General features: G+C 65.2%; 17 protein-coding genes. 10 read left to right on the forward strand and 7 right to left on the reverse strand.

From position 1 onward, the window contains the following. On the reverse strand, positions 1 to 1084 hold a 1084-nt coding region (locus PQR32_RS40810; RefSeq protein ID WP_408241176.1), incomplete at its 3' end, for an MFS transporter. A 113-nt stretch (positions 1085 to 1197) separates the two neighbouring features. On the opposite strand from PQR32_RS40810, the gene PQR32_RS40815 reads away from it, so the two are divergent. The 3 genes from PQR32_RS40815 (at position 1198) to PQR32_RS40825 (ending at position 4352) form a co-directional block, all read left to right on the forward strand. Further along, on the forward strand, positions 1198 to 2073 hold the full coding sequence (locus PQR32_RS40815; protein ID WP_408241179.1) for a LysR family transcriptional regulator: 876 nt from the start codon (positions 1198 to 1200) through the stop codon (positions 2071 to 2073). Positions 2074 to 2251: 178 nt separating this feature from the next. Further along, positions 2252 to 2851 (forward strand): hypothetical protein, encoded by a 600-nt coding sequence (locus PQR32_RS40820; RefSeq protein WP_408241182.1) that lies wholly within the window; start codon positions 2252 to 2254, stop codon positions 2849 to 2851. A 148-nt stretch (positions 2852 to 2999) separates the two neighbouring features. Next, positions 3000 to 4352 (forward strand): DUF2325 domain-containing protein, encoded by a 1353-nt coding sequence (locus PQR32_RS40825; RefSeq protein WP_408241185.1) that lies wholly within the window; start codon positions 3000 to 3002, stop codon positions 4350 to 4352. 24 nt (positions 4353 to 4376) lie between these two features. Here PQR32_RS40825 and PQR32_RS40830 read toward each other — a convergent pair whose 3' ends face one another. The 3 genes from PQR32_RS40830 to PQR32_RS40840 all read right to left on the reverse strand — a co-directional run bounded on the left by PQR32_RS40830 (position 4377) and on the right by PQR32_RS40840 (position 6044). Then, positions 4377 to 4778: a winged helix-turn-helix domain-containing protein gene (locus PQR32_RS40830; protein WP_408241188.1), complete on the reverse strand. Its 402-nt coding sequence runs from the start codon at positions 4776 to 4778 to the stop codon at positions 4377 to 4379. 49 nt (positions 4779 to 4827) lie between these two features. Further along, positions 4828 to 5376 carry a nitrogen fixation protein NifQ gene (locus tag PQR32_RS40835; RefSeq protein WP_408241221.1) on the reverse strand — a complete coding sequence of 183 codons (549 nt, stop codon included), beginning with the start codon at positions 5374 to 5376 and terminating at the stop codon, positions 4828 to 4830. Between the two features lie 179 nt (positions 5377 to 5555). Beyond that, positions 5556 to 6044 (reverse strand): molybdopterin-dependent oxidoreductase, encoded by a 489-nt coding sequence (locus PQR32_RS40840; RefSeq protein WP_408241191.1) that lies wholly within the window; start codon positions 6042 to 6044, stop codon positions 5556 to 5558. Positions 6045 to 6259: 215 nt separating this feature from the next. On the opposite strand from PQR32_RS40840, the gene PQR32_RS40845 reads away from it, so the two are divergent. The 3 genes from PQR32_RS40845 (at position 6260) to PQR32_RS40855 (ending at position 9999) form a co-directional block, all read left to right on the forward strand. Further along, positions 6260 to 7186, forward strand: a complete 927-nt coding sequence (locus tag PQR32_RS40845) for a hypothetical protein (protein WP_408241194.1) — start codon at positions 6260 to 6262, stop codon at positions 7184 to 7186. 78 nt (positions 7187 to 7264) lie between these two features. Further along, entirely contained in the window at positions 7265 to 8143 is an 879-nt protein-coding gene (locus tag PQR32_RS40850; protein ID WP_408241197.1) for an extracellular solute-binding protein, read from the forward strand. Between the two features lie 5 nt (positions 8144 to 8148). Then, entirely contained in the window at positions 8149 to 9999 is a 1851-nt protein-coding gene (locus PQR32_RS40855; protein WP_408241200.1) for an ABC transporter ATP-binding protein/permease, read from the forward strand. On the opposite strand, the gene PQR32_RS40860 is transcribed toward PQR32_RS40855, so the two are convergent. The 3 genes from PQR32_RS40860 to PQR32_RS40870 all read right to left on the reverse strand — a co-directional run bounded on the left by PQR32_RS40860 (position 9996) and on the right by PQR32_RS40870 (position 13352). Next, positions 9996 to 11423 (reverse strand): nicotinate phosphoribosyltransferase, encoded by a 1428-nt coding sequence (locus tag PQR32_RS40860; protein WP_408241203.1) that lies wholly within the window; start codon positions 11421 to 11423, stop codon positions 9996 to 9998. The two genes, PQR32_RS40855 and PQR32_RS40860, sit on opposite strands and share 4 nt — an antisense overlap. A gap of 371 nt (positions 11424 to 11794) precedes the next feature. Continuing rightward, positions 11795 to 12997, reverse strand: coding sequence for a CpaE/TadZ family protein (locus PQR32_RS40865; protein ID WP_408241206.1), 1203 nt, complete (start codon positions 12995 to 12997; stop codon positions 11795 to 11797). A 67-nt stretch (positions 12998 to 13064) separates the two neighbouring features. Beyond that, complete coding sequence (locus tag PQR32_RS40870; RefSeq protein WP_408241209.1) at positions 13065 to 13352, reverse strand: hypothetical protein; 288 nt, start codon at positions 13350 to 13352, stop codon at positions 13065 to 13067. Positions 13353 to 14706: 1354 nt separating this feature from the next. On the opposite strand from PQR32_RS40870, the gene PQR32_RS40875 reads away from it, so the two are divergent. The 4 genes from PQR32_RS40875 to PQR32_RS40890 all read left to right on the forward strand — a co-directional run. After that, positions 14707 to 16143, forward strand: coding sequence for a sigma 54-interacting transcriptional regulator (locus PQR32_RS40875; protein ID WP_408241212.1), 1437 nt, complete (start codon positions 14707 to 14709; stop codon positions 16141 to 16143). A 289-nt stretch (positions 16144 to 16432) separates the two neighbouring features. Beyond that, positions 16433 to 18184 (forward strand): MFS transporter, encoded by a 1752-nt coding sequence (locus PQR32_RS40880; RefSeq protein WP_408241215.1) that lies wholly within the window; start codon positions 16433 to 16435, stop codon positions 18182 to 18184. Positions 18185 to 18322: 138 nt separating this feature from the next. Then, positions 18323 to 18673, forward strand: coding sequence for an NIPSNAP family protein (locus tag PQR32_RS40885; protein ID WP_408217836.1), 351 nt, complete (start codon positions 18323 to 18325; stop codon positions 18671 to 18673). Between the two features lie 284 nt (positions 18674 to 18957). After that, a partial coding sequence (locus tag PQR32_RS40890) for a hypothetical protein (protein WP_408241218.1) occupies positions 18958 to 19193 on the forward strand: 236 nt, incomplete at its 3' end.

Below are 19193 nucleotides of genomic sequence, written 5' to 3' on the forward strand. Positions count from 1 at the left end.
CCCCCCCCCCCCCCCCCGCAACCACGGCCGTCAACAGGTTGCCGAGGGCGATCAGCAGCAAGCCGATCGACAGCACGGCCATGCTCGAAACACGCCTGCCGAGCGCGGCGCCGATGTACGGCCCGATCACCATCGATAGCGCAAACGGCAGCATGCCGATGCCCGCGGCCACCGCCGACAGACCGAACGCGTTCTGCAGATATAACGGCAGGAACGTCATCATCACCTGCGCGCAGGCGGCGTAGCCGAACATGGCGAGCACGGCGGCGACAAAGCGCGGCTGCCGGAACAGCGCGAGATCGACCATCGCATGCGCTCGCACCCGCTGGACCTGAACGAAAGCGCCGAACAACAGCGCGCAGGCCGCGAGCCGCATAGCCGTCGGCCAGCTCGCGAGACCGTCGGCCGGCACTTCGATCAGCGCCCAGATGCCGAGCGCGAGCGCGCTGCCGAACAACAGGCTGCCGGCGATATCGAGCGGACCGGGTTTGGGATTGCGCGACTCGCTAATCGCGCGCGACGCGCACCACGCAAGCACCGCGCACACCGGCAGATTCAGCAGAAAGATCCAGCGCCAGCCGAACCATTGCGTGACGACGCCGCCGACCAGCGGCGCCACCGTGGTCGCGAGGCCCATGCAGGTGCCCCACACGGCCCACGCGCGCACGCGGGCGGGGCCTTCGTGAAACGTGTTCGCGATCACGGCAAGCGCGGCGGTGAGCAGCATCGCCGCGCCGACGCCCTTGACCGCCCGCGCGATGTTCAGCACCGCAGCCGTTGGCGCCGCGCCGCAACCGAGCGACGCCAGAAAGAACACCGCCAGCCCGAGCAGCAGCATTTTCTTGCGGCCGACGCGGTCGGCCAGACCGCCCGCCGGCAGCAGGCATGACGCGAACGCGACCATGTACGCGCTGACGACCCATTCGACATCGGCGAAACTTGCGTGGAACGAGCGCGCGATCGACGGCAGCGAGACCGCCACGACATTGGTGTCCAGCACGATCAGCGCACAGGTGGCCGAAGCGGTGGCCAGCACGAACGCCGGGTTGGCCGGCGTTGGGCGGTGTGTGGAAAGAGGCGGCATAGGGAGACAAATGGGCGGCGAGTTGAGGTCGACTCAATGGTAGCGACGCCTCTATTGCCTGTCATTGGCATAAAATCACAAAATAATTAGCTCTCACGGAAATACAAAAAATCATGCGGCAACTCGAACTCCGTCATATCCATGCCTTCGTTTGCGTCGCGAAACAGCTTCATTTTTCGCGCGCTGCCGACGAATTAGGGATCGCCGCGCCATCGCTGACCAAACTGATCCAGGAGGCTGAACGGCTGCTTGGCGTGCGGCTCTTTCATCGAACCAAGCGCTCGGTCGCGCTGAGCGCGGCGGGCAGCGCTTATCTCGCCGAGGCGCTCGTCGCGCTCGATCACCTCGCGCGCGGCGAGGAGCGTGCGGTGCTGGCCGAGCGTGGCGAACTTGGGCGGGTCGAAGTCGGCTATGTGGCGTCGGCGGCGTATGCGGGCGTATTGCAGCGCGACGTCGGCGGATTTCGCGGCGCGCATCCGGGCGTCGACATTTCGATTCGCGAGGTGCCGATGGACAACGTCGCCGCCATGCTGCGCGACGGCCTGCTCGACGCCGCCTACGTGCGTCCGCCGATGCTGCTGGCCGACGGCATTCAGGCCACGACCGTGCATCGCGACCAGTTCGTCCTCGCCTTGCCGGCCGATTCCGCGCTGGCGGCCTCGGCGAGCGTCAAGCCGGCGCAACTGCGCGACCAGTGCTTCGTGCTGCCGGAACAGGAAGCCGGCACCTTCGAAGTGGCACGGCGCGGACGCTTCTCCGCGCGGCTCGGGCCGCGCCCCGGCACGCTCGCCTCGGTGCTGGCCTGCGTGTCGCTGGGCGGCTACGTTGCCGTCGTGCCGCATACGCTGGCTGACTGCATCGCGTTGCCGGGTGTGGTGTACCGCGATATCGCCGGTCAGCCCATTGCTTCGGAGATTGCGATTGCCTTCCGCAAGTACGAGCGGGCCCCGGCCGTCAAGGCGTTTCTCGACTTCGCACGGCACAAGTGACGCGGGTCTGAAGCCGGCGTAACGCGCCGGGAAACGGCTTCTGTTCAACACGCGGGCCGCTTTTCGTTATATCCTGCCGAATATCACGGTAGGCTTCGTGGTGCGTGGCGGCGCGTCTTTCAGCGCGTCTGGCAGCCACGTGCGACGAGGCGAAACGAGCCAGCAGGAGCCAGTAGCGGTGCGCAGTCGATCCATTTCATCCGCCCCGGCAGGACGCCTCGGGCGCTTGCCGAACGAGCTTTCGTCGACCATCATCGCGGTGAAGTCGGCGTCCGAGCGCGGCCGCGCCGAATCGATCCGCGATGTCGTCGACGCCTACCGCCGCCTCTACGGCAGCGTGCAGCGTTTCGTGCTGATGCTGACCGACGACCAGTTGAATTTCGCCTCGGTCGGCACGTCCGGTTCGCATTCGCTGAACCAGTTGCTGTCGATCCTCGCCGAGCGGGCGAGAGCCGCGGCGTTCGCGCGTCTGCGCGACCTGAAAGCGGCGATCGAGGAAGCGCGCTCCGCCGAACAATTGCGCGACGCGATCTTTTCCGACACGTTCAGCAACGACCTGGCTGCGCTGCGCAAGGTGGTCGCCGAACTCGAACGGCTCGACGCGGCCTTCGTGGGCCTATGCGTCGGGCATGTGCTCGAACAGCACGCACGGGCGGCGAGTGACATGAGCCCGGCGCCGGGTAAGCGCGCCACCACCGCGCGAAGCCCGGCGGGCGGGTCGGCCGTGAGGCGCAAAGTGCGCGTCGCCGAGCCCGCCCTCGCCCCCTCCAACGACTGATTCGCGACAGCCGCAGATGAACGCTCTCTCTCGCCCATCGTTATATCTTTCCGAATATATCGCCGGCCGCGCTCGCGCGGCGAAAGTGCGCCATGAGCTTCATCTGCACTTTCAACCCGCCTGACACCGAACCGGATTCGAGATTCCCATGCACACGCCTCCGTTCCGTCTCGCCCAGCCCACGCGTCTGAAACTGTCCGGCGACGAGCTTGCCGGCACCGGCATGGGCACCGCCGACGCGTGCTGCGCGCCCGCCAAGGTTTCGTTCTCGAACACCAAACGGCGCGCGCGCCTGGCAGAACTCGACAGCCATCTGCATTGTTCGATCATCGGCACGTGTCTGAGCACGCATGAGTTGCGCAAGCTCGTGCCCAAATTCACGGGACTCGACCGCCGCGACGCGAGCGATCTCGAGATCCATCACTCGGCGGTCGAACTCGCGATCGAAGGCGGCGCGGCCGCCAAGGCGCTGCACAAACTGCTCGACGAACACTATGCAGGCGCGATCCGCCGCTTCGACAAAGCCACCGACGACGTCGACCTGCTCAAGCTCTGGGACGAAGCGCTGAAAAGCGGCGACATCCCGCCTGCCTACTGGGCGTTGATGACGCATCCGTTCGCGACCATGCCCGTGCGCCAGAAAGCATTCGGCGAATTGCACATGCTGTCGCATCTGGTGGGCGCGGCCAATCGCGCGGACATTCGCCGGCTGGTCGCGCTGGAAGAGGAAAACGCCGCGCTAAAAGAGAAAATCGAGCGTCAGCAGAGCCGTATGCAGGAACTCAGCCTGCAACGCGACGCGTCGATTGCGGCCCTCAACGAGCAGATCGCGCAACTCACGGCGCAGACAACCCGTCAGATACCAGCCGACGCCGCCGGTCTCGAAGCCGAAGCACAACGGCTGCGCGACAAACTGGCCGACGCCGATCAGCGCGTCGCCCTGCATACGAGCCGTCGCGAGGCCGCGGAACAGCGCGCGCTCCAGGAACAGGACGCGGCGCTCGCGCTGCGCCGGAGCCACGAGCAGGCGCTGACACAACTCAAGCTGGTGCAAAGCGAATGCGACGCCCTCGAACGCGCGACGGTGGACGCAGCGGACGCAGCGAGCGGAGCTGGCACGCGCCGGGCGAGCCTCGATAGCGTGCAAGGCAAACGGATCGTGTACGTGGGCGGCAGGCCCGGTTCCAACGCGGCGCTCAAGCGGCTGGTGGAAGCGGCGGGCGGCGAACTCGTCGTGCACGACGGCGGCGTGGAGGATCGCAAGGGTCTGCTTGCCGCGGCGTTGCCGGGTGCGGATCTCGTCGTGTTTCCGGTCGACTGCATCGATCACGATTCGATGAATACGCTCAAGCGCGTCTGCGAGCGCCATCAGATCGACTATCACCCGCTGCGCACCGCGAGCGTGGCGAGTTTCGTCGAATTGATGGCGCGCCTGCATCCCGACCATCTCGCGCAACTGGGCAATCCGCCGCCTTCGGCATTTTGCCTGCGGCACGGCTAACAGCGCTCGCGCGAACCGAGCCGTTCAGGAGCGGATCAGCCTGGTCAACTCGGCGATCTGTTTCGCGCAACTTCGCTGCGCCTCGACTTCGACGTCGCGATACAGCCGAATGATGGTTTCGCCCACGGGCGTGAGCGTGCAACCGCCGCCGCTCTGGCCGCCCTGCTCCGAATGCGTGGCGGGCGACTTGAGCGAGCGGTTCAGCTCGTCGATCAGGAGCCAGGCACGCCGGTACGACATATCGAGGCTGCGTGCCGCCGCCGAGATCGAGCCGAATTCGCGCACGGCTTCGAGCAATTCGACTTTGCCCGGTCCGAGCGCGACCGCGTCGCCGCTACGGATGCGCATTCTGAAGCGCACTTCGGGACGCGTCCCGGCGGCTTTTTTTGCCGCGGGTGCGGGTTGCTTTTTTGAGATGTCAGCCATGCGCGAAAGCATACACGAACCGTCTCGTGCCGCCACCCTGGCCGAACGGTCATTGCAGTCCTCTATGAAGCTCCGGGAAGCAATGCCCGTAGTCTTCGCAGCCCGGACAACCTGGCGCCGGGCCAGGCTGTAAACCCAATGACAACGCGCGTTGCTCAGCGAGGAATTTCTTCCATCGCAAGTTGGCGGTATTGAGCGCCACGAGCGTGGGGAAATAACGTGTGAGCATCCACGTGACTTCGTCGCGGCCGGCGAGGCCGAGGTCGCGCCATAGGTGATCCGGGCGCAAGCAGGCATGGGCGATGATCGAGGCGAGACAGTGCGCATCATCTGCATGGATCGCGGCGCTGGCGTGCGTGAGCAATAGCGCGTGGAGCGTGCGGACGAATTCCGCGTGCTCGCTCGAAGTGACCGCGAACGGCAGCGTGGCCGGGACGGCGGCACGCGCAAAGTGCCGCGCCAGCAGCGCGCGCCACTTTGGCTGCTCGAGCCCGAGCAGCGCGAGTTCGTTGCGCGCGTCGCGCTCGGCGATCAGTTTGGCGACGAGTTGTGTATCCGGCGACGCGGCGTCCGTGGCCGCGTCCAGCCAGTGGGTCATGCGCGCGGCGGTTTGCGTGTCCTGCGGCAACGACAAGGACAACGACAGCGCCCACGACGGCACTCCCACGCCGGATGCGGCAACACCAATAGCGCGTGCAAGCGGATCGTCAGACATGGTAGCAATGCGACATGGACCAGCGAACCATGTTACGCCTGCCGGCCACGCTTCACGTTCACTTACGCCAAAGGGCCCAAAACATGCGCCTCGATCCGCGCGAGCCGTTTGACATGGCGCGGCGCAGGCAGGATGTCCGATCCGGAAAACAGAATCGGCGCGCCGTCTTCAGCGTCGAGCGCGCGGCCGCCGCATTCGTAGGCGACCATCACGTTCTCGCCGATCGGCGTGTTGAAGAGTTCGTGCCACGAAAACGTCACGACATAACCGTCGTGCCCCACCGCCACGAACACCGTGCGCTTGAATTCGCCCGGCACGCGGTTCGGCAAGCCCGCTTCCCTGATGAGCGTCGTCAGGCGCACGCCGCGATACGGCTCGACGCTGCGGATGAAGCGGTTGGTCGTATAGCAACGCAGATCGAACGGCGTGGCCACCACGCTTTCGTAACGTTTGAGTTCATCGAGGCCGAATGAAAGCGGCCGCTGGAATCGTCCGCTCAGGACGAGCGCGCTGTCGACAGCGGGCGCGGCAATCACATTCACCCTATCCATATCCGTTTATCTCCAGCATGTGTGCCTGAGCGGCTTGTTCACACGTTATGTCCGTGTGTATATTACGCTGCGATGGCGGCTTGCGCGCAAAACCGCGTCGATACGCGTCATATCGCCGGGAATATGGCCCGGCCTCATCTCATTCATAACAATCACGGCACGCGTGGGCGCGCAGGCATACAGCCAGTGCGCAGGCGGGTCACTCAGGAGATCACATGCGCTTCTCACCTGCCTGGCGACGCACCACGCGTCTCGCTTTCGTCTCCCTCGGCCTGATCGCGGCGCTCGCCGGTTGTGGCGGCGACGAGATTACCGTCACGCCGCAAAAGAACGCTGTGAGCGCGTCGCCGAACGGCATCGCCGTGCGCGCGGCGGACGGCGCCGTCTTCATCACCGACGACCGGACCAATAGCGTGCTCTCCTCGCCCGATGGCCGCACCTTCGCGCATTACGCGAGCGTGCCGGCGGTGGCCCGCCAGTCGAACAGCCTGAGCCAGTTGAGCTTCGCCGACGCGTCCACGCTGATGATCGAACGCTTCGGCTTCGGCACGGCGAGCGCGGTGTTCAGCATCACGGGCGTCGATGCGATCGCGGCGCTGAGCGGCCCCGATCCGGCGCGCCGCCGCCTTGGCCTGATCTCGATCGGCTCCAACCGTTTGCTCTCGACGTGGTTCGTCAAAATCGGCAGCAATCCGCTGCAAGGCGGGCTGAGTCTCATCACATACGATCCGGCCGCTCACACGGCGGTCGAGCGCGATCTGCTGAGCGGACTCGGTAAGCCGGTCGGAATCGCCGTGTCGGGCGACGCGGTCTACGTGTCGGACCAGGCCAACAACGACATCGTCAAAGCGAGTCTGAGCGCGTTGCTTGGCGGATCGCAGGCGATGGCGCCGACCGGCACGTTCGTGCAGATCAACAGCCCGGATCTGATGGCCGTCGACGCGGGCGGCAAGCTGTACACCAAATGCAATACCACGGGCCTGTGCCGGATCGCGCCGGACGGCACCATCAGCGTGCTTGCAAACGACTTTCAGGACGCCCGCGGCGTGGCCGTCGATGCGCCGCGCGGCAAGCTCTACGCGATCGACCGCGCCGCCAGCGCGAGCGGCACCAGCTACGTGCGCAGCTTTCCACTCAACTGAAGCGCAGCGACGTCGTCACACAACATCGTGCGATGACGTCGTAATATAGCGCTCTTAATAACGTATCGGGGTCATCGCATGATTCGCAGGCTGCTCGCTTCTCTCGTGGTCGTTACCGGCATCGTAACGGCCGCGCCCGCCTTCGCGCAGGACAACACAGTCAACGTGCTGTACGCCGGCTCGCTCGTCAATCTGATGGAGCGCAGCATCGGCCCGGCATTCGAGAAGGCCACCGGCCAGCATTTCCGTGGTTACGCGGCGGGCTCGAACAAGATCGCCAACGAGATCAAGGGCAAGCTGCGCCGCGGCGACGTGTTCATCAGCGCGAGCCCCAAGGTAAATGACAGTTTGATGGGCGCGGCGAATGGCGATCACGTCACGTGGTACGTGAGTTTCGCGGAATCGCCGTTGATGATCGGCTACAACCCGCAGAGCAAGTTCGCGCCGCAGTTCAAGAGCAAGCGCTGGGACCAGGTGCTTCAGGAGCCGGGCATCCGCATCGGCCGGACCGATCCGAAGCTCGACCCGAAGGGCGCGTTCACCGTCGAGATGGTGACCAAGGCGGCTGAGCTCTACCATCAGCCGGACCTCGTCGAGAAAACGCTAGGCGCCGCGGAAAACCCCGAACAGGTGTTGCCTGAGGAAACGCTGGTGGGCCGTCTGCAATCCGGCCAGCTCGACGCCGGCTTTTTCTATTCCACCGAAACGTCCGATCTGAAGATTCCGGCGATCCGTCCGGCGCCCGAATTGCAGGCCAAGGCCAGCTACACGCTGACGATTCTCGGCGACGCGCCGAACCGCGAAGGCGCGAGCAGCTTCGTCGACTTCCTGTTGAGCGCGCAAGGCCGCGCGCTTCTCAAGCAACATGGCGTGGACGTCATCAAACCGACCGTGAGCGGCAACGTGCAAGCCATGCCGCCTTCGGTGCAAGCCGTGATCGACGCCGCCGCGCAGTAAGCGCGGTGAAACGTACCGCTGCACGTCCGCTGCTGTGGCTGGCGGCGCTGCTGGCCGTCTATCTGTGCGCTCCGTTTGTCGCGAGCGTGCCGCAGCTCGGCGCAGCGGACTGGGCGAATGTCGATTGGCGCGCGACGTGGTCGGCGGTCGGCATCTCGGCGGCGAGCGCGAGCGTGGCCTCGCTCGCGATTCTGCTGGGCGGCGTGCCACTGGGTTATTTCCTGGCGCGCTCGAATTCGCGCAAGGTGGCGCTGCTCGGCTTTGTGGTGCAGTTGCCGCTGGCGCTGCCACCGCTCACCAGCGGCGTGCTGCTGCTGTTTCTGCTCGGCCCGTATAGCTGGGTCGGCCGCTTCACCAATGGCGTGCTGACAGATTCGTTCGCCGGCATCGTGCTCGCGGAAGTTTTCGTCGCCGCGCCCTTCCTGATCATTGCCGCCAAGTCCGCGTTCACCGCCGTCGATCCCGTGCTCGACGACGTGGCCGCGACGCTCGGCCATCACGCTGGCAGCCGTTTTTTCCGGGTCATGTTGCCAGTCGCGTGGCCGGCGATTCGCGCGGGACTCGCGCTCGCGTGGCTGCGCGCGTTCGGCGAATTCGGCGCGACCGTGATGGTGGCCTATCACCCGTATTCGCTGCCGGTCTATACGTACGTCGTATTCGGCGGCCAGGGGCTGCCGGCGATGATGCCCCTGCTGCTGCCGACGCTCGCCATCGCGATCGTCTGCGCGGCGCTGTCGATTTACAGCCTTCGGCAAAAGACCACGCTCGAGCAGACCGAAAACGGCGACGACGCGCTCGAACCCGGCGCGAATCTGACGGCTTCAAGTGGCAACGAAACAGCAAACCTGAGTCTCGCCTTCCATTTGCAACGGCGGCTGGGCGCGTTCGATCTCGACATCGCATGGGCGCCCGTCACGCGGCGCCTCGCGATCATCGGACCGTCGGGCTCGGGCAAGTCGTTGGCGCTGCGTCTGATTGCGGGGCTCGAATCCAACGCGACGAGCAGCGTGACGCTCGGCACGACGCCATTGAACACGCTGCCGCCCGAGCGTCGCCAGATCGGTTATATGCCGCAGGACTATGGCCTGTTTCCGCATATGACGGTGGCGCAGCAACTGGCCTTTCCCGTCGATGCCGATCCCGCCAGCGCGCGTTACTGGCTCGACCATCTGGGTCTCGCGCAACTGGTCGCGCGCTTGCCGCATCAATTGTCGTTCGGCCAGCGGCAGCGCGTCGCGCTTGCGCGCGCGCTGACACGGCATAGCGAACTGCTGCTGTTCGATGAACCGTTTGCCGCGCTGGATACGCCGCGGCGGCGCCGCTTGCAGCAGTCGTTGCGCGCCTTGCAGCGCGAGATCGCGGCGGTGACGATCATCGTCACGCACGATCCGGATGAAGCCGCGTTGCTGGCCGATGAAGTCCTGGTCGTCGAACAGGGCCGTGTGTTGCAAGCGGGTTTTATCGACGCCGTATTCGAGCGGCCGGCTTCGATGCGGGTCGCCGGCCTGCTCGGCTTGCACAATGTCGGCGAAGGCGTGATGAGCGCGTCGGGCCAGGTCGAGATCGCTCAGGGCCTGATGATCGGAACGGGCAAGAGCGGGCTCGATCTCGCCGCCGGCCAGCGGGTCATGTGGCGCGTGTCGTCGCATGCCATCGTCGTCGAGCAAGACGGTATGCATGCCGGTGTCGTCGACGCAGTCGAATTGCGGCGCGGCGAGCGCTATGTCCGTGTGAATATTGCCGGAGTGCGATTCGACATCGCCAATGAAGATACCCGCCTGCGCGAAGGCACGCCCTGCCGGATCGAGATCCGCGCTTCAGGCGTTGCGGTCTGGCAAGCGAGTGGGCCGCATTAACCTTCGTGCGCGTGAGCGCGGCCTCTGATCTCCGCAAGCGACATATCGACCAGCAGCTTGCCGGAATCGAACACCGTCACCAGCGCTTCTTCCCAATCGGCTTCGACGGCAACGGGCAGTGCCGTCGTTCGATATTCGCCCGTGTGGCGATTCACCAGCAGTGTTAGCCGCCCTTTCATCGAGCGTTTTCCGCTGTCCGTGACCGGGTCCTTGAGCACGCCGTGCCACTCGTCGCCCAAACGGATCGCTGAACACTTCATCGCGAAGCGCTGCGTATCGCGGTTGATCTGCTGCAACAGCGCGCCGCCCATGCCGAACACAATGTTGTCCGCCGCGAAACCGGCTTCGTCCATAGCGGCAAGAATCGCCTCGATCGAATCGGGATTCATGCCGTCGCCCTGAATCACCCGCACGTTGTTGAGCACGCGCCGCCCTTTGCCGTTCACCACGGATCCGAACGATGCCTCGAGTGCCTGCATGGTTTGCAGCACGATCGTCTGCGGATCGCCGGAGTCGGGCCGGATCACCAGCGTGCCGCCGGAGTCGAGCACCGCCTGCTTCAACTCCGTGCCCCAGGCGTCGAGCGCCGCGAACAAATCGTAGGAGTCGGACACCACGGACACGATAGCCCCCGGCTTGCCGAACTGCGCAATCATGTTGCGGAACGCGTCGGTTTCGCGCTCGCGGCCCCACGATGTGATCGTGCTGTGCTCCGCCGCCGGCACGGAAAACGCCGCCATCGTCTCGTTGTAGTAGTGGTTCGCCGCGACCACGCCGAGCACGGTATCCGAGCCCATGAAGCTGACGAGGTGCGCCGCGCCGCCGATCGCCGCCGACTCCGCGCTCGACACGCCACGCGCGCCGAAGTCGTGCAGCTTGAACGGCAATTGCGTGAGATCGTCACTGCTCCTGAGCAGATAGCCGCGGAGCGTCTTGCGCAGATGCCAGCTTTGCGTCGCAACTGTAATCGGATACCACACGCGCAGCAGCATGGTCTCCAGATACGACGCCAGCCAGAACACCTGCGGATCGTCGCATTCGACCGTGACGAGCACGTTGTGCGTCGGCACAACCGAGCCTTCCGGCACCGCGCGGATACGCACCGGCAGATAACCGCCGTAGTGTTCGACGATGTAGCGCCAGCCCGCTTCGTTGAACGGCTCGCCGTGAGCCGTGAAAAACGCCTTGGCCTGCTCGATCATGGCCGGTGTGACCGGGCGGCACAGATATTCCTTGATCAGCATCTGCAGACCGAAGAACAGCGTGCGATCGTAGCGCCCGCCGCGCGATTCGATGTACGAGAACATCGCCGACGCTTCGGGCGGATATTGCAGGTAGTGCGACGCCTTGTACGAATCCGTGTTGAGAATCGGATTGGACAGGATCGACGCGATATCGTTGAGACCGTTGGACTCGTTTTGCATGGACGATGCTGCGCTCACGGGGCGCTCTGGAAAGTAATCAGACAGGCCGCGAATGTAGCCGGCCACAACGACACGATACACCGTCAAAACACGCCGGGAATCACGCGAAACCGCACCTTGGCTCGACAAGCGCGATAGCTCCCGTCATCGGACGACAGTTTCTCCTCGCGCAGGATGCGTCCGACCTGCCGGAGTGGTCCATGTCATTGGCTACTCGTTTCGATATGCGAATTATCATTTGAGCCGGCTATGCCAAGGGCTGCCGGCTTCCCAATGCCGCAGCCTAGCAGCGCGGCACGGGTCCGCTGACCAGATCGCGCACCGACGTGCGGATTCGCTTCTGACGAGTCTGTCCCGCTGACAGGACGGCTTCAATGCCCGGGCTTGAGTTGCGGCGGCACGTTCGGCCGCGACGCGAACAGCCGGCCGAGCACGCCTTTGCGGCGCTCGGCGCTGGACGGCCACAGCATGTCCGCCAACAGACTGATGCCTTGCGCGAGCGTGCTGTCTCGGGCGGATGTCACCAGCGGCACACCGCGGCAGAGCGCTTCATTGGCCTGCTTTTCGTCGCGCGGAAGCTGATGCGCCACCTTCGCGCCGAGCGTCTGTTCGAGCTTCGACAGGTTGATCTGGGCGTTCTTGTCGTAGTGATTCACCACCACCCGCACCTTGCTGGCCGGATAACCCAGTTCCCTGAAAATATCGAGCATGCGGCGCCCGCCGTGCAGGTAAAGCAGGTTCTGCCGCACCACCATGCAGATCGCGTCGCTGCGGTCGAGTGCATGGATCGTCAACGGATTCAGGCTCTGGCCGATGTCGATCAGCACCGCGTCATAGCGCTCGCGCGCCAGCGCGAGAATGCACTCCATCTGCGCGGGCAGCAATTCCGCGGCCTTGAGCGGATCGCCCGCACCCGCCAGCACATCGAGATTTGCGTGGACATGCATCACGCATGATTCGAGTAGCGCGGCGTCGAGGCGCTCCGCCTGGGAGCAGAGATCGGCAAGCGTGGTAGGCGGCGGTTTGTCGGCCATGAGCAGGCTGGCGTCGCCGAATTGTTGGCTGAGATCGATCAGCAGCACACGCCGGTTGCTCAGCGCGGCAAGCGAATACGCGAGATTCACGGCGATCAGCGTAGTGCCGCTGCCGCCTTTGCTCGAGGCGAGCGAGACGACACGGCCCGCACGGCGGCCGATGGCGTTTTTCCGCGCATCGGCCTGGATGAGAATGGTGGTGATCTCGTCGACGTCGAGCGGCCACGCCAGCACATGCCGCACGCCGACGCGCATCGCCACACCCAGCAAGGCGGTGGACGGCGCCGCCGTCATCAGCACGCAGTGCAGGGCCGGTGTGCAGGCCAGCGCTTCCTCGACGCCGTCCAGGTCGCGCGCACTCAGATCGGCGTCGTCGACGATCAGCATATCGGCGCTTCGAATCGCACGGTCGTGCGCCCGCACTTGCCGGGCCGTGCCGTGAGCGGTGCGCAGCCGGTAAGCCACGCCGCTGGCCTCGAGACGAGCGACGATTTCCGGCGCGCGCTCCATGCTGGATGAAATCAGGAAGATGTCGATCATGTCGGCTCTCCGCCGGTCTGACGCCGTTCGGTTGGCGAAGCCACCTCGATAGCGATCGATGTTCTGGTTATTCGTCGGAATCGGACGGGTGAATGTCCGCACCGCGCTCGTAGTTTCGTTCCTGCGACACCGGCATCTCATACACCGAGTCGCGCAGCGCCTCGCGTTGAATCTCCGCTTGCGCCCGCCGCTTGATCGCCTCGGCAATCACCAGCGTCGTCAGATCGACCGGCGGCGCGGCGAACAAAGCACGCGGCGCGGCGATATGCCGTTGATAGGCGACATCCGTTGAATACACGGTGGTTCGACGAGCCGACTGTGCTGTGCCGGCCGGCCTGGTGAACTGTCTGGTCATGACAACCCCCAAAAAGATCTGCTTTTTCTCACTGCCCTGTCCAGGTGAGCCGTGTCCGCCAATTCGCGGACACGGCGCCCGGTCCACCTCGTACACTGCGCCTCTCTATGGAGGCTCTGGCCATTCCTCCCCGCTCCATCGCGCCCGGTTGGTCCTCGACCGCGCGCTACCCCGCCGCTTTTCTTTCGCTGTTTTCTTGTTGTTGTGCGTATCGTTCGCTCACAATCTCCGCGAGCGCGGTACTTGTTGTTTTTGCCATCCCCTTCATACCGCCGAAACAGACGGAAAAAGTGGCGAGGTCGACCTTTACATCGTCCGGTCACGATGACCGGTACGTTGTACCGATCATTCGCGCCGTGCTTTTATGTCATTTGTTTTTCAGTGGCCCCGCCGCCCCCTCGTAAGACGCATTGGCTTCCCCCCGTCGCGTCTACGAAGTCTTATGTGCCGCCGATCTCTTTTCACTCTTCACTCTGGTTTCCCGAAGTTCGGACCGGGCGGCAACAGCATTCGCTGTGAAGTGCTTATTGCAACGGCTATGCCATGTGCCTTCAAAGCCTTATGCCACCTTGATCGTTGCTGCCGCGCACTCAATTCGCGCACGCTTCGCATCACGCGTTGATTCGAATTCGACACGCACTTGTGCGTCCGCCGACGCGCCGCGGCAAGACGTATCCGGACGTTTGTTCGCCGGGCAGCGCGCACGTCCCGCGTGGGGCCGGGCGTTGCGTCACATCCCGGTCAAATATGCCGATGCTTCGGAACCCTACCTGGTAGTCTTGGCACCCTGCCCAATCTGTCGCAGGCGTGAGACGACGTAAATCCCGAATTACAGTTCCGTTTCACATTTGCCGTAAAACAAGTTGAAGCGCTATGTGGGATGCCGAGCATAGCGGGACTTGACCATCCGTTTTTGACCCGCAAGGACAATGGGGTGATGTGCAAAACGTTTCTGAATCCAGACTTGTTTGTATGGCGCTCGAAAGCGGTTTCGCTTATCGTTAAGCCCATGCGCCAAGAAGAGCGTCTGAATCAGGCCAACGAGGTTAAAAACTGTTTGAGTGATTCGGGGAAAAGATCGTGTGACGGTTACAACGGTGAACACCGTCCCGCCATTCGTCCGATATGTAGCACCTCGCGGCTCGCGCCGCCCGCTCCATGCCCCCCGAGATTGCCGCTACCGTGAATCGTCACCGCCGGGCTGCGAGTCGCAGAACCCCAAAGCGGTGGATCAATCCATGTCCGGGTCCGCACATGCGGACCGGCTGGCTCAGTTGGCCGGAAGCCGGCATCTTGCCGGTCTGTTGGGTACGTCGCAGAACAGTCCTGAGAGTTGCATCAAACCGGGGGTAACATGAACACGACTTGCACGCCTGTCGACACGGAACGCACCGTTCTGTATGTGTCGAATTCGCCGGATCAGAAACTCGCCGCATTTCTGGCGGCTTCTGGCTGGCAAGCGGTGCATGCCAAAAGCACGGCCGTCGCCGAGCGTATGCTCGAGCGCGGCAATATCAAGGTCGGCCTGGTCGAGCTGCCCGGCGACTGCACATCCCAGCATCTGTCCGCGCTGGCGTCCTGCATGCGGCGCGTCGAAACCAACTGGGTCGCCCAGATCGCGCCGGGCCAGGCGGAGAACGAACTGGTCAGCCGCTTCATCCTCGACTATTGCTTCGACTTCGTCACACGGCCGTGGCTCAACGAGCGGCTCGTGTTCGCGCTCGGCCACGCGCATGGGCTGTCGAGCCTGCGGCATGTGGAAGTCGCGCCGGAGCCCTCGCTCGGCCGGCACGGCATGGTCGGGCAATGCGAAGCCATGCAGCAGTTGTACCGGCGCATCGACAAATGCGGCGTGACCGACGCGCCGGTGTTCGTCGCCGGCGAATCCGGCACCGGTAAGGAACTGACCGCCAAGGCGATTCACGAACGCTCGCCGCGCGCCGGCCGGCCCTTCGTCGCGATCAATTGCGCGGCGATTCCGCCGAGCCTCTTGCAAGCCGAATTGTTCGGCCACGAACGCGGCGCCTTTACCGGCGCGCTCCAGCGCAAGATCGGCCGGATCGAGAGCGCCCATGAAGGCACCCTCTTCCTCGATGAAATCGGCGACATGCCGCATGAATGTCAGGCGGTGCTGTTGCGCTTCCTGCAGGAAGGCACGATCGAACGGCTGGGCGGCAGTGGCCCGATCAACGTCAATGCGCGGGTCATTTCGGCGACCCACGTCGATCTGGACAAGGCGGTCGAAGACGGGCGCTTCCGCTCCGACCTGTATCACCGTCTATGCGTGCTGCGCCTCGTCGAGCCGCCGCTGCGCGAGCGCGGCGGCGATATCAAGCTGCTCGCCAACTATGCATTGAGCATGTACAAACAGGACGGCGCGCGCAAACTGCGCGGCTTGTCGAGCGACGCGATCGTCGCCATGTCGAACTATCCGTGGCCGGGCAACGTGCGCGAGCTGATCAATTGCGTGCGCCGGGCCGTGGTGATGAGCGAGGGCCGCTTTATCACGGCGAGCGATCTTGGGCTGCCGGAAGCCGACAACGGGCCGGCCGTGACGCTGGCGGAAATCCGCAGCAAGGCCGAGAAAGACGCGATCGAGCATGCGCTGCAGCGGCATGGCTACAAGCTGTCCGAGGCGGCGGTCGAACTCGGCATTTCGCGGGCCACGCTGTATCGATTGATGCACGCCAACCGGCTGCACCAGGAGCCGACCGCCGGGCGCGCTTCGAACGGCGCCGGCGGCGCGGATGCCGACGGCGAGACGGAGCGGCGGGCGCCTTCGCTGGTGTGAGCGGGTAACTTCGGCGCGGCGATTGCTTCGTCGGCTTCTGTCGTGTCGGGTTTGGTCTGGGACTCGCCCGCTGCGGGGGATGGGGGGCCGCGCACGCTCCCCCTACGCGAGCTCCACTCCGCACGTTTGCCACTTCGCACACCCGCACTTCGCGCCCCCCATTTTTCGCCCATCACGGCATGAAATGACGGGCTACGGCGCGTTAGCCGCCGCTCCCGCATCCCTCGCGCCTTTCGCCGACACGCCGGCATTGCTATGCTGAAGGCCGTTCATCCATCCGGGAGCGGACTTGGCCGACCAGCACGTACCGGCGCTCGAGCGCCGTTCCTCGTCCGTCCTGCCCGCTCAGGCGAGCCCGTGCGACGCGCTCGTCATTCGCGCGCAGCATCCCAGCCTCGTCCATCCGTGCCGGCGTAAAAAACTCGCGCTGGCTGCGACCATCCTCGGCTCGAGCATGGCCTTCATCGACGGTTCCGTGGTCAACGTCGCCTTGCCGTCCATCCAGACCGAACTGGGCGCGAGCGTGGCGGCGATCCAGTGGGTCGTCGACGCCTATCTGCTGTTTCTCGGCGCGCTGGTGCTGGTGGGCGGCTCGCTCGGCGACAAGCTCGGACGGCGCACGGTGTTCATCGCCGGAATCGGGCTGTTCACGCTGGCCTCGATCGGCTGCGGCCTCGCGCCGGGCGCCGCCGCGCTGATCGCGGCGCGCGCCGTGCAAGGCGTGGGCGCGGCGTTGCTGGTGCCGAGCAGCCTCGCGATCATCGGCGCGGTATTCGACGACAAGGAGCGCGGCCAGGCGATCGGCACCTGGGCCGGCGTCGGCGCGATCACCTCGGCGCTCGGCCCGGTGGCGGGCGGCTGGCTCGTCGATGCGTTTTCGTGGCGGGCCATCTTCTTCCTGAATGTGCCGATTGCGTGCGCGACCGTCGCGCTGGCAGTGATGGCCGTGCCCGACAGCCGGCAGGACGACGACGGCAATCCATCCGTCGCCGCCGGAGCCCCCGGCCACGCGGCGGCCGGACTCGACTGGCCGGGCGCCGTCACTGTCACCGCCGGACTGGCCGCCTTGACCTACGGCCTGACCCTCGCCTCCGCGCATGGCTTCGGCAACCGCTGGGTGCTGGCGTCGATCCTCGGCGGCCTGCTGGTGCTGATCGCTTTCGTCGCGCTCGAAGCGCGAACCCGCAATCCGATGATGCCGCTCGACGTGTTCCGCTCGCGCGACTTCGTCGGCGCCAATCTCGTCACGCTGCTGCTTTACTTCGGTTTGGGCGGCGCGCTGTTCTTCCTGCCGTTCACGCTGATCCGCGCCTATGGTTACAGCGCGACCCAGGCGGGCGCGGCGTTGCTGCCGGTGCCGGTGACCATCGGCCTGCTGTCGCGTTTCACCGGCGGGCTGACAAGCCGCTACGGCGCGCGGGTCTTGCTGACCGCCGGCCCGGTCGTCGCCGCGGCCGGCTTCGCGATGCTCGCGCTGCCGTGGGTACGCGGCGAGTACTGGCGCGGCTTTCTTCCGGCGCTGGCCGTGCTCGGGCTCGGCATGACCATTACCGTCGCGCCACTGACGACGACGGTGATGACCTCGGTGTCCGCCGCCCGCACCGGCGTCGCCTCGGGCATCAACAACGCGGTGGCGCGGGTGGCGAGCCTGCTGGCGATTGCGGTGCTGGGGATCGTGTTCGTGTGGTCTCACGATGCCGCGCTCGATGCGCGGCTCGATGCGCTGCACGTGCCGCAGGCGGTGCGCGCGGCGGCGAGCTTGACGCAGATTGGCATGGATTCGGGCGCTGCGTCGCCGGCCGCTGCGACCGGTGCGTCGGAAGGAAAAGTGGGCGGTGCGTCGGCAGATGTGACGACGGCGCAAGCCGAAGCCAACGCGGCCCAAACACATGCACCGCCACGAGCGCAAGCCGAGGTGGCGCGGGCACAGGCCGAAGCCTTGGGCGCGGCATTGCGCGCGGTGGCGCTGGTGTCGGCGCTCTGCGCGCTAGCCGGCGCAACGCTGGCGGCCTTCACGATCCGCTCGCAACGGCCGCTTTAGACGCGCGGCGGATGATTCACGGCTCGCGCACGGTTCCATCCATAGTTCATGCCGCGCTGAAACATCGCCGGCCGGCGCTCGCCATACTGCGGTCATGGTGCTTCAGACCACGACCCTCAACCGACCGGGAGCTTGCACATGGCGATTACCTGCTTCATCCGCTATCAGATCGACCCTTTCCAGCGCGATGCCTTCGACGAATACGCTCGCAACTGGGGGCGCATCATTCCGCGCTGCGGCGGCCATCTGATCGGCTACTTTCTGCCGCATGAAGGGACCAATGACATCGCGTGGGGTTTGATCGCGTTCGACAGCCTCGCGGCCTATGAGACGTATCGCGCGAGACTGCGCGCCGACGCCGAGGCACGCGACAATTTCAAGCTGGCGCAGACGAAGCGCTTCATCCTGCGCGAGGAGCGCACCTTCACCGAAGTCGTGGAAGGCACCCTGGGCGTGCCGCCGGTGCGCGCGTCGGCGGCGACGGAGTAATTGCTCGGGGGTTGCGATCGCAGCTGCCGCTGTGGAGGCAGAGGCACAGGTCAAGGGAATTCCTGCGCGTCACAGCCGGTATGGGACAATCCGGTGCTGTCGACAGGCAAGTTTTTTGCTACCGCAAGGTACCGCTGCACGGGGCTCGCCGGCTTTCCGGCGCCTCGCGCCACGGCGGTTCAAGGAACTTGTACGGTTAAACCCGTGTCGGTTCATGGTCACGCCGCCGAACCGTCCATACGTATCGGCACAGCCGTCCGCATCTGTCCCCCGCTTTACACCCTATGCGCAAATTATTCCAGGTCTGGTTTTTCGTTCTTCTCGCCTTCATCACCGCGCCGGTTTTCGCCGCAACAGCGCCGGCCACGCCCGCGTCGTCGGCCTCCGGCGTCGGCGTCACGCTGACACCCGAGCAGGCTCGCCAGGCTCTCGCCGTTCTCAATGACCCCAAGCGCCGCGCACAAGTCGCCGACACGTTGCAGGCCATTGCCGCCGCCGGCGCCCGGCGCGCGCCCCCCGC

The organism is Paraburkholderia dipogonis (assembly GCF_046027395.1).
Classification (GTDB): Bacteria; Pseudomonadota; Gammaproteobacteria; order Burkholderiales; family Burkholderiaceae; genus Paraburkholderia; species Paraburkholderia dipogonis_A.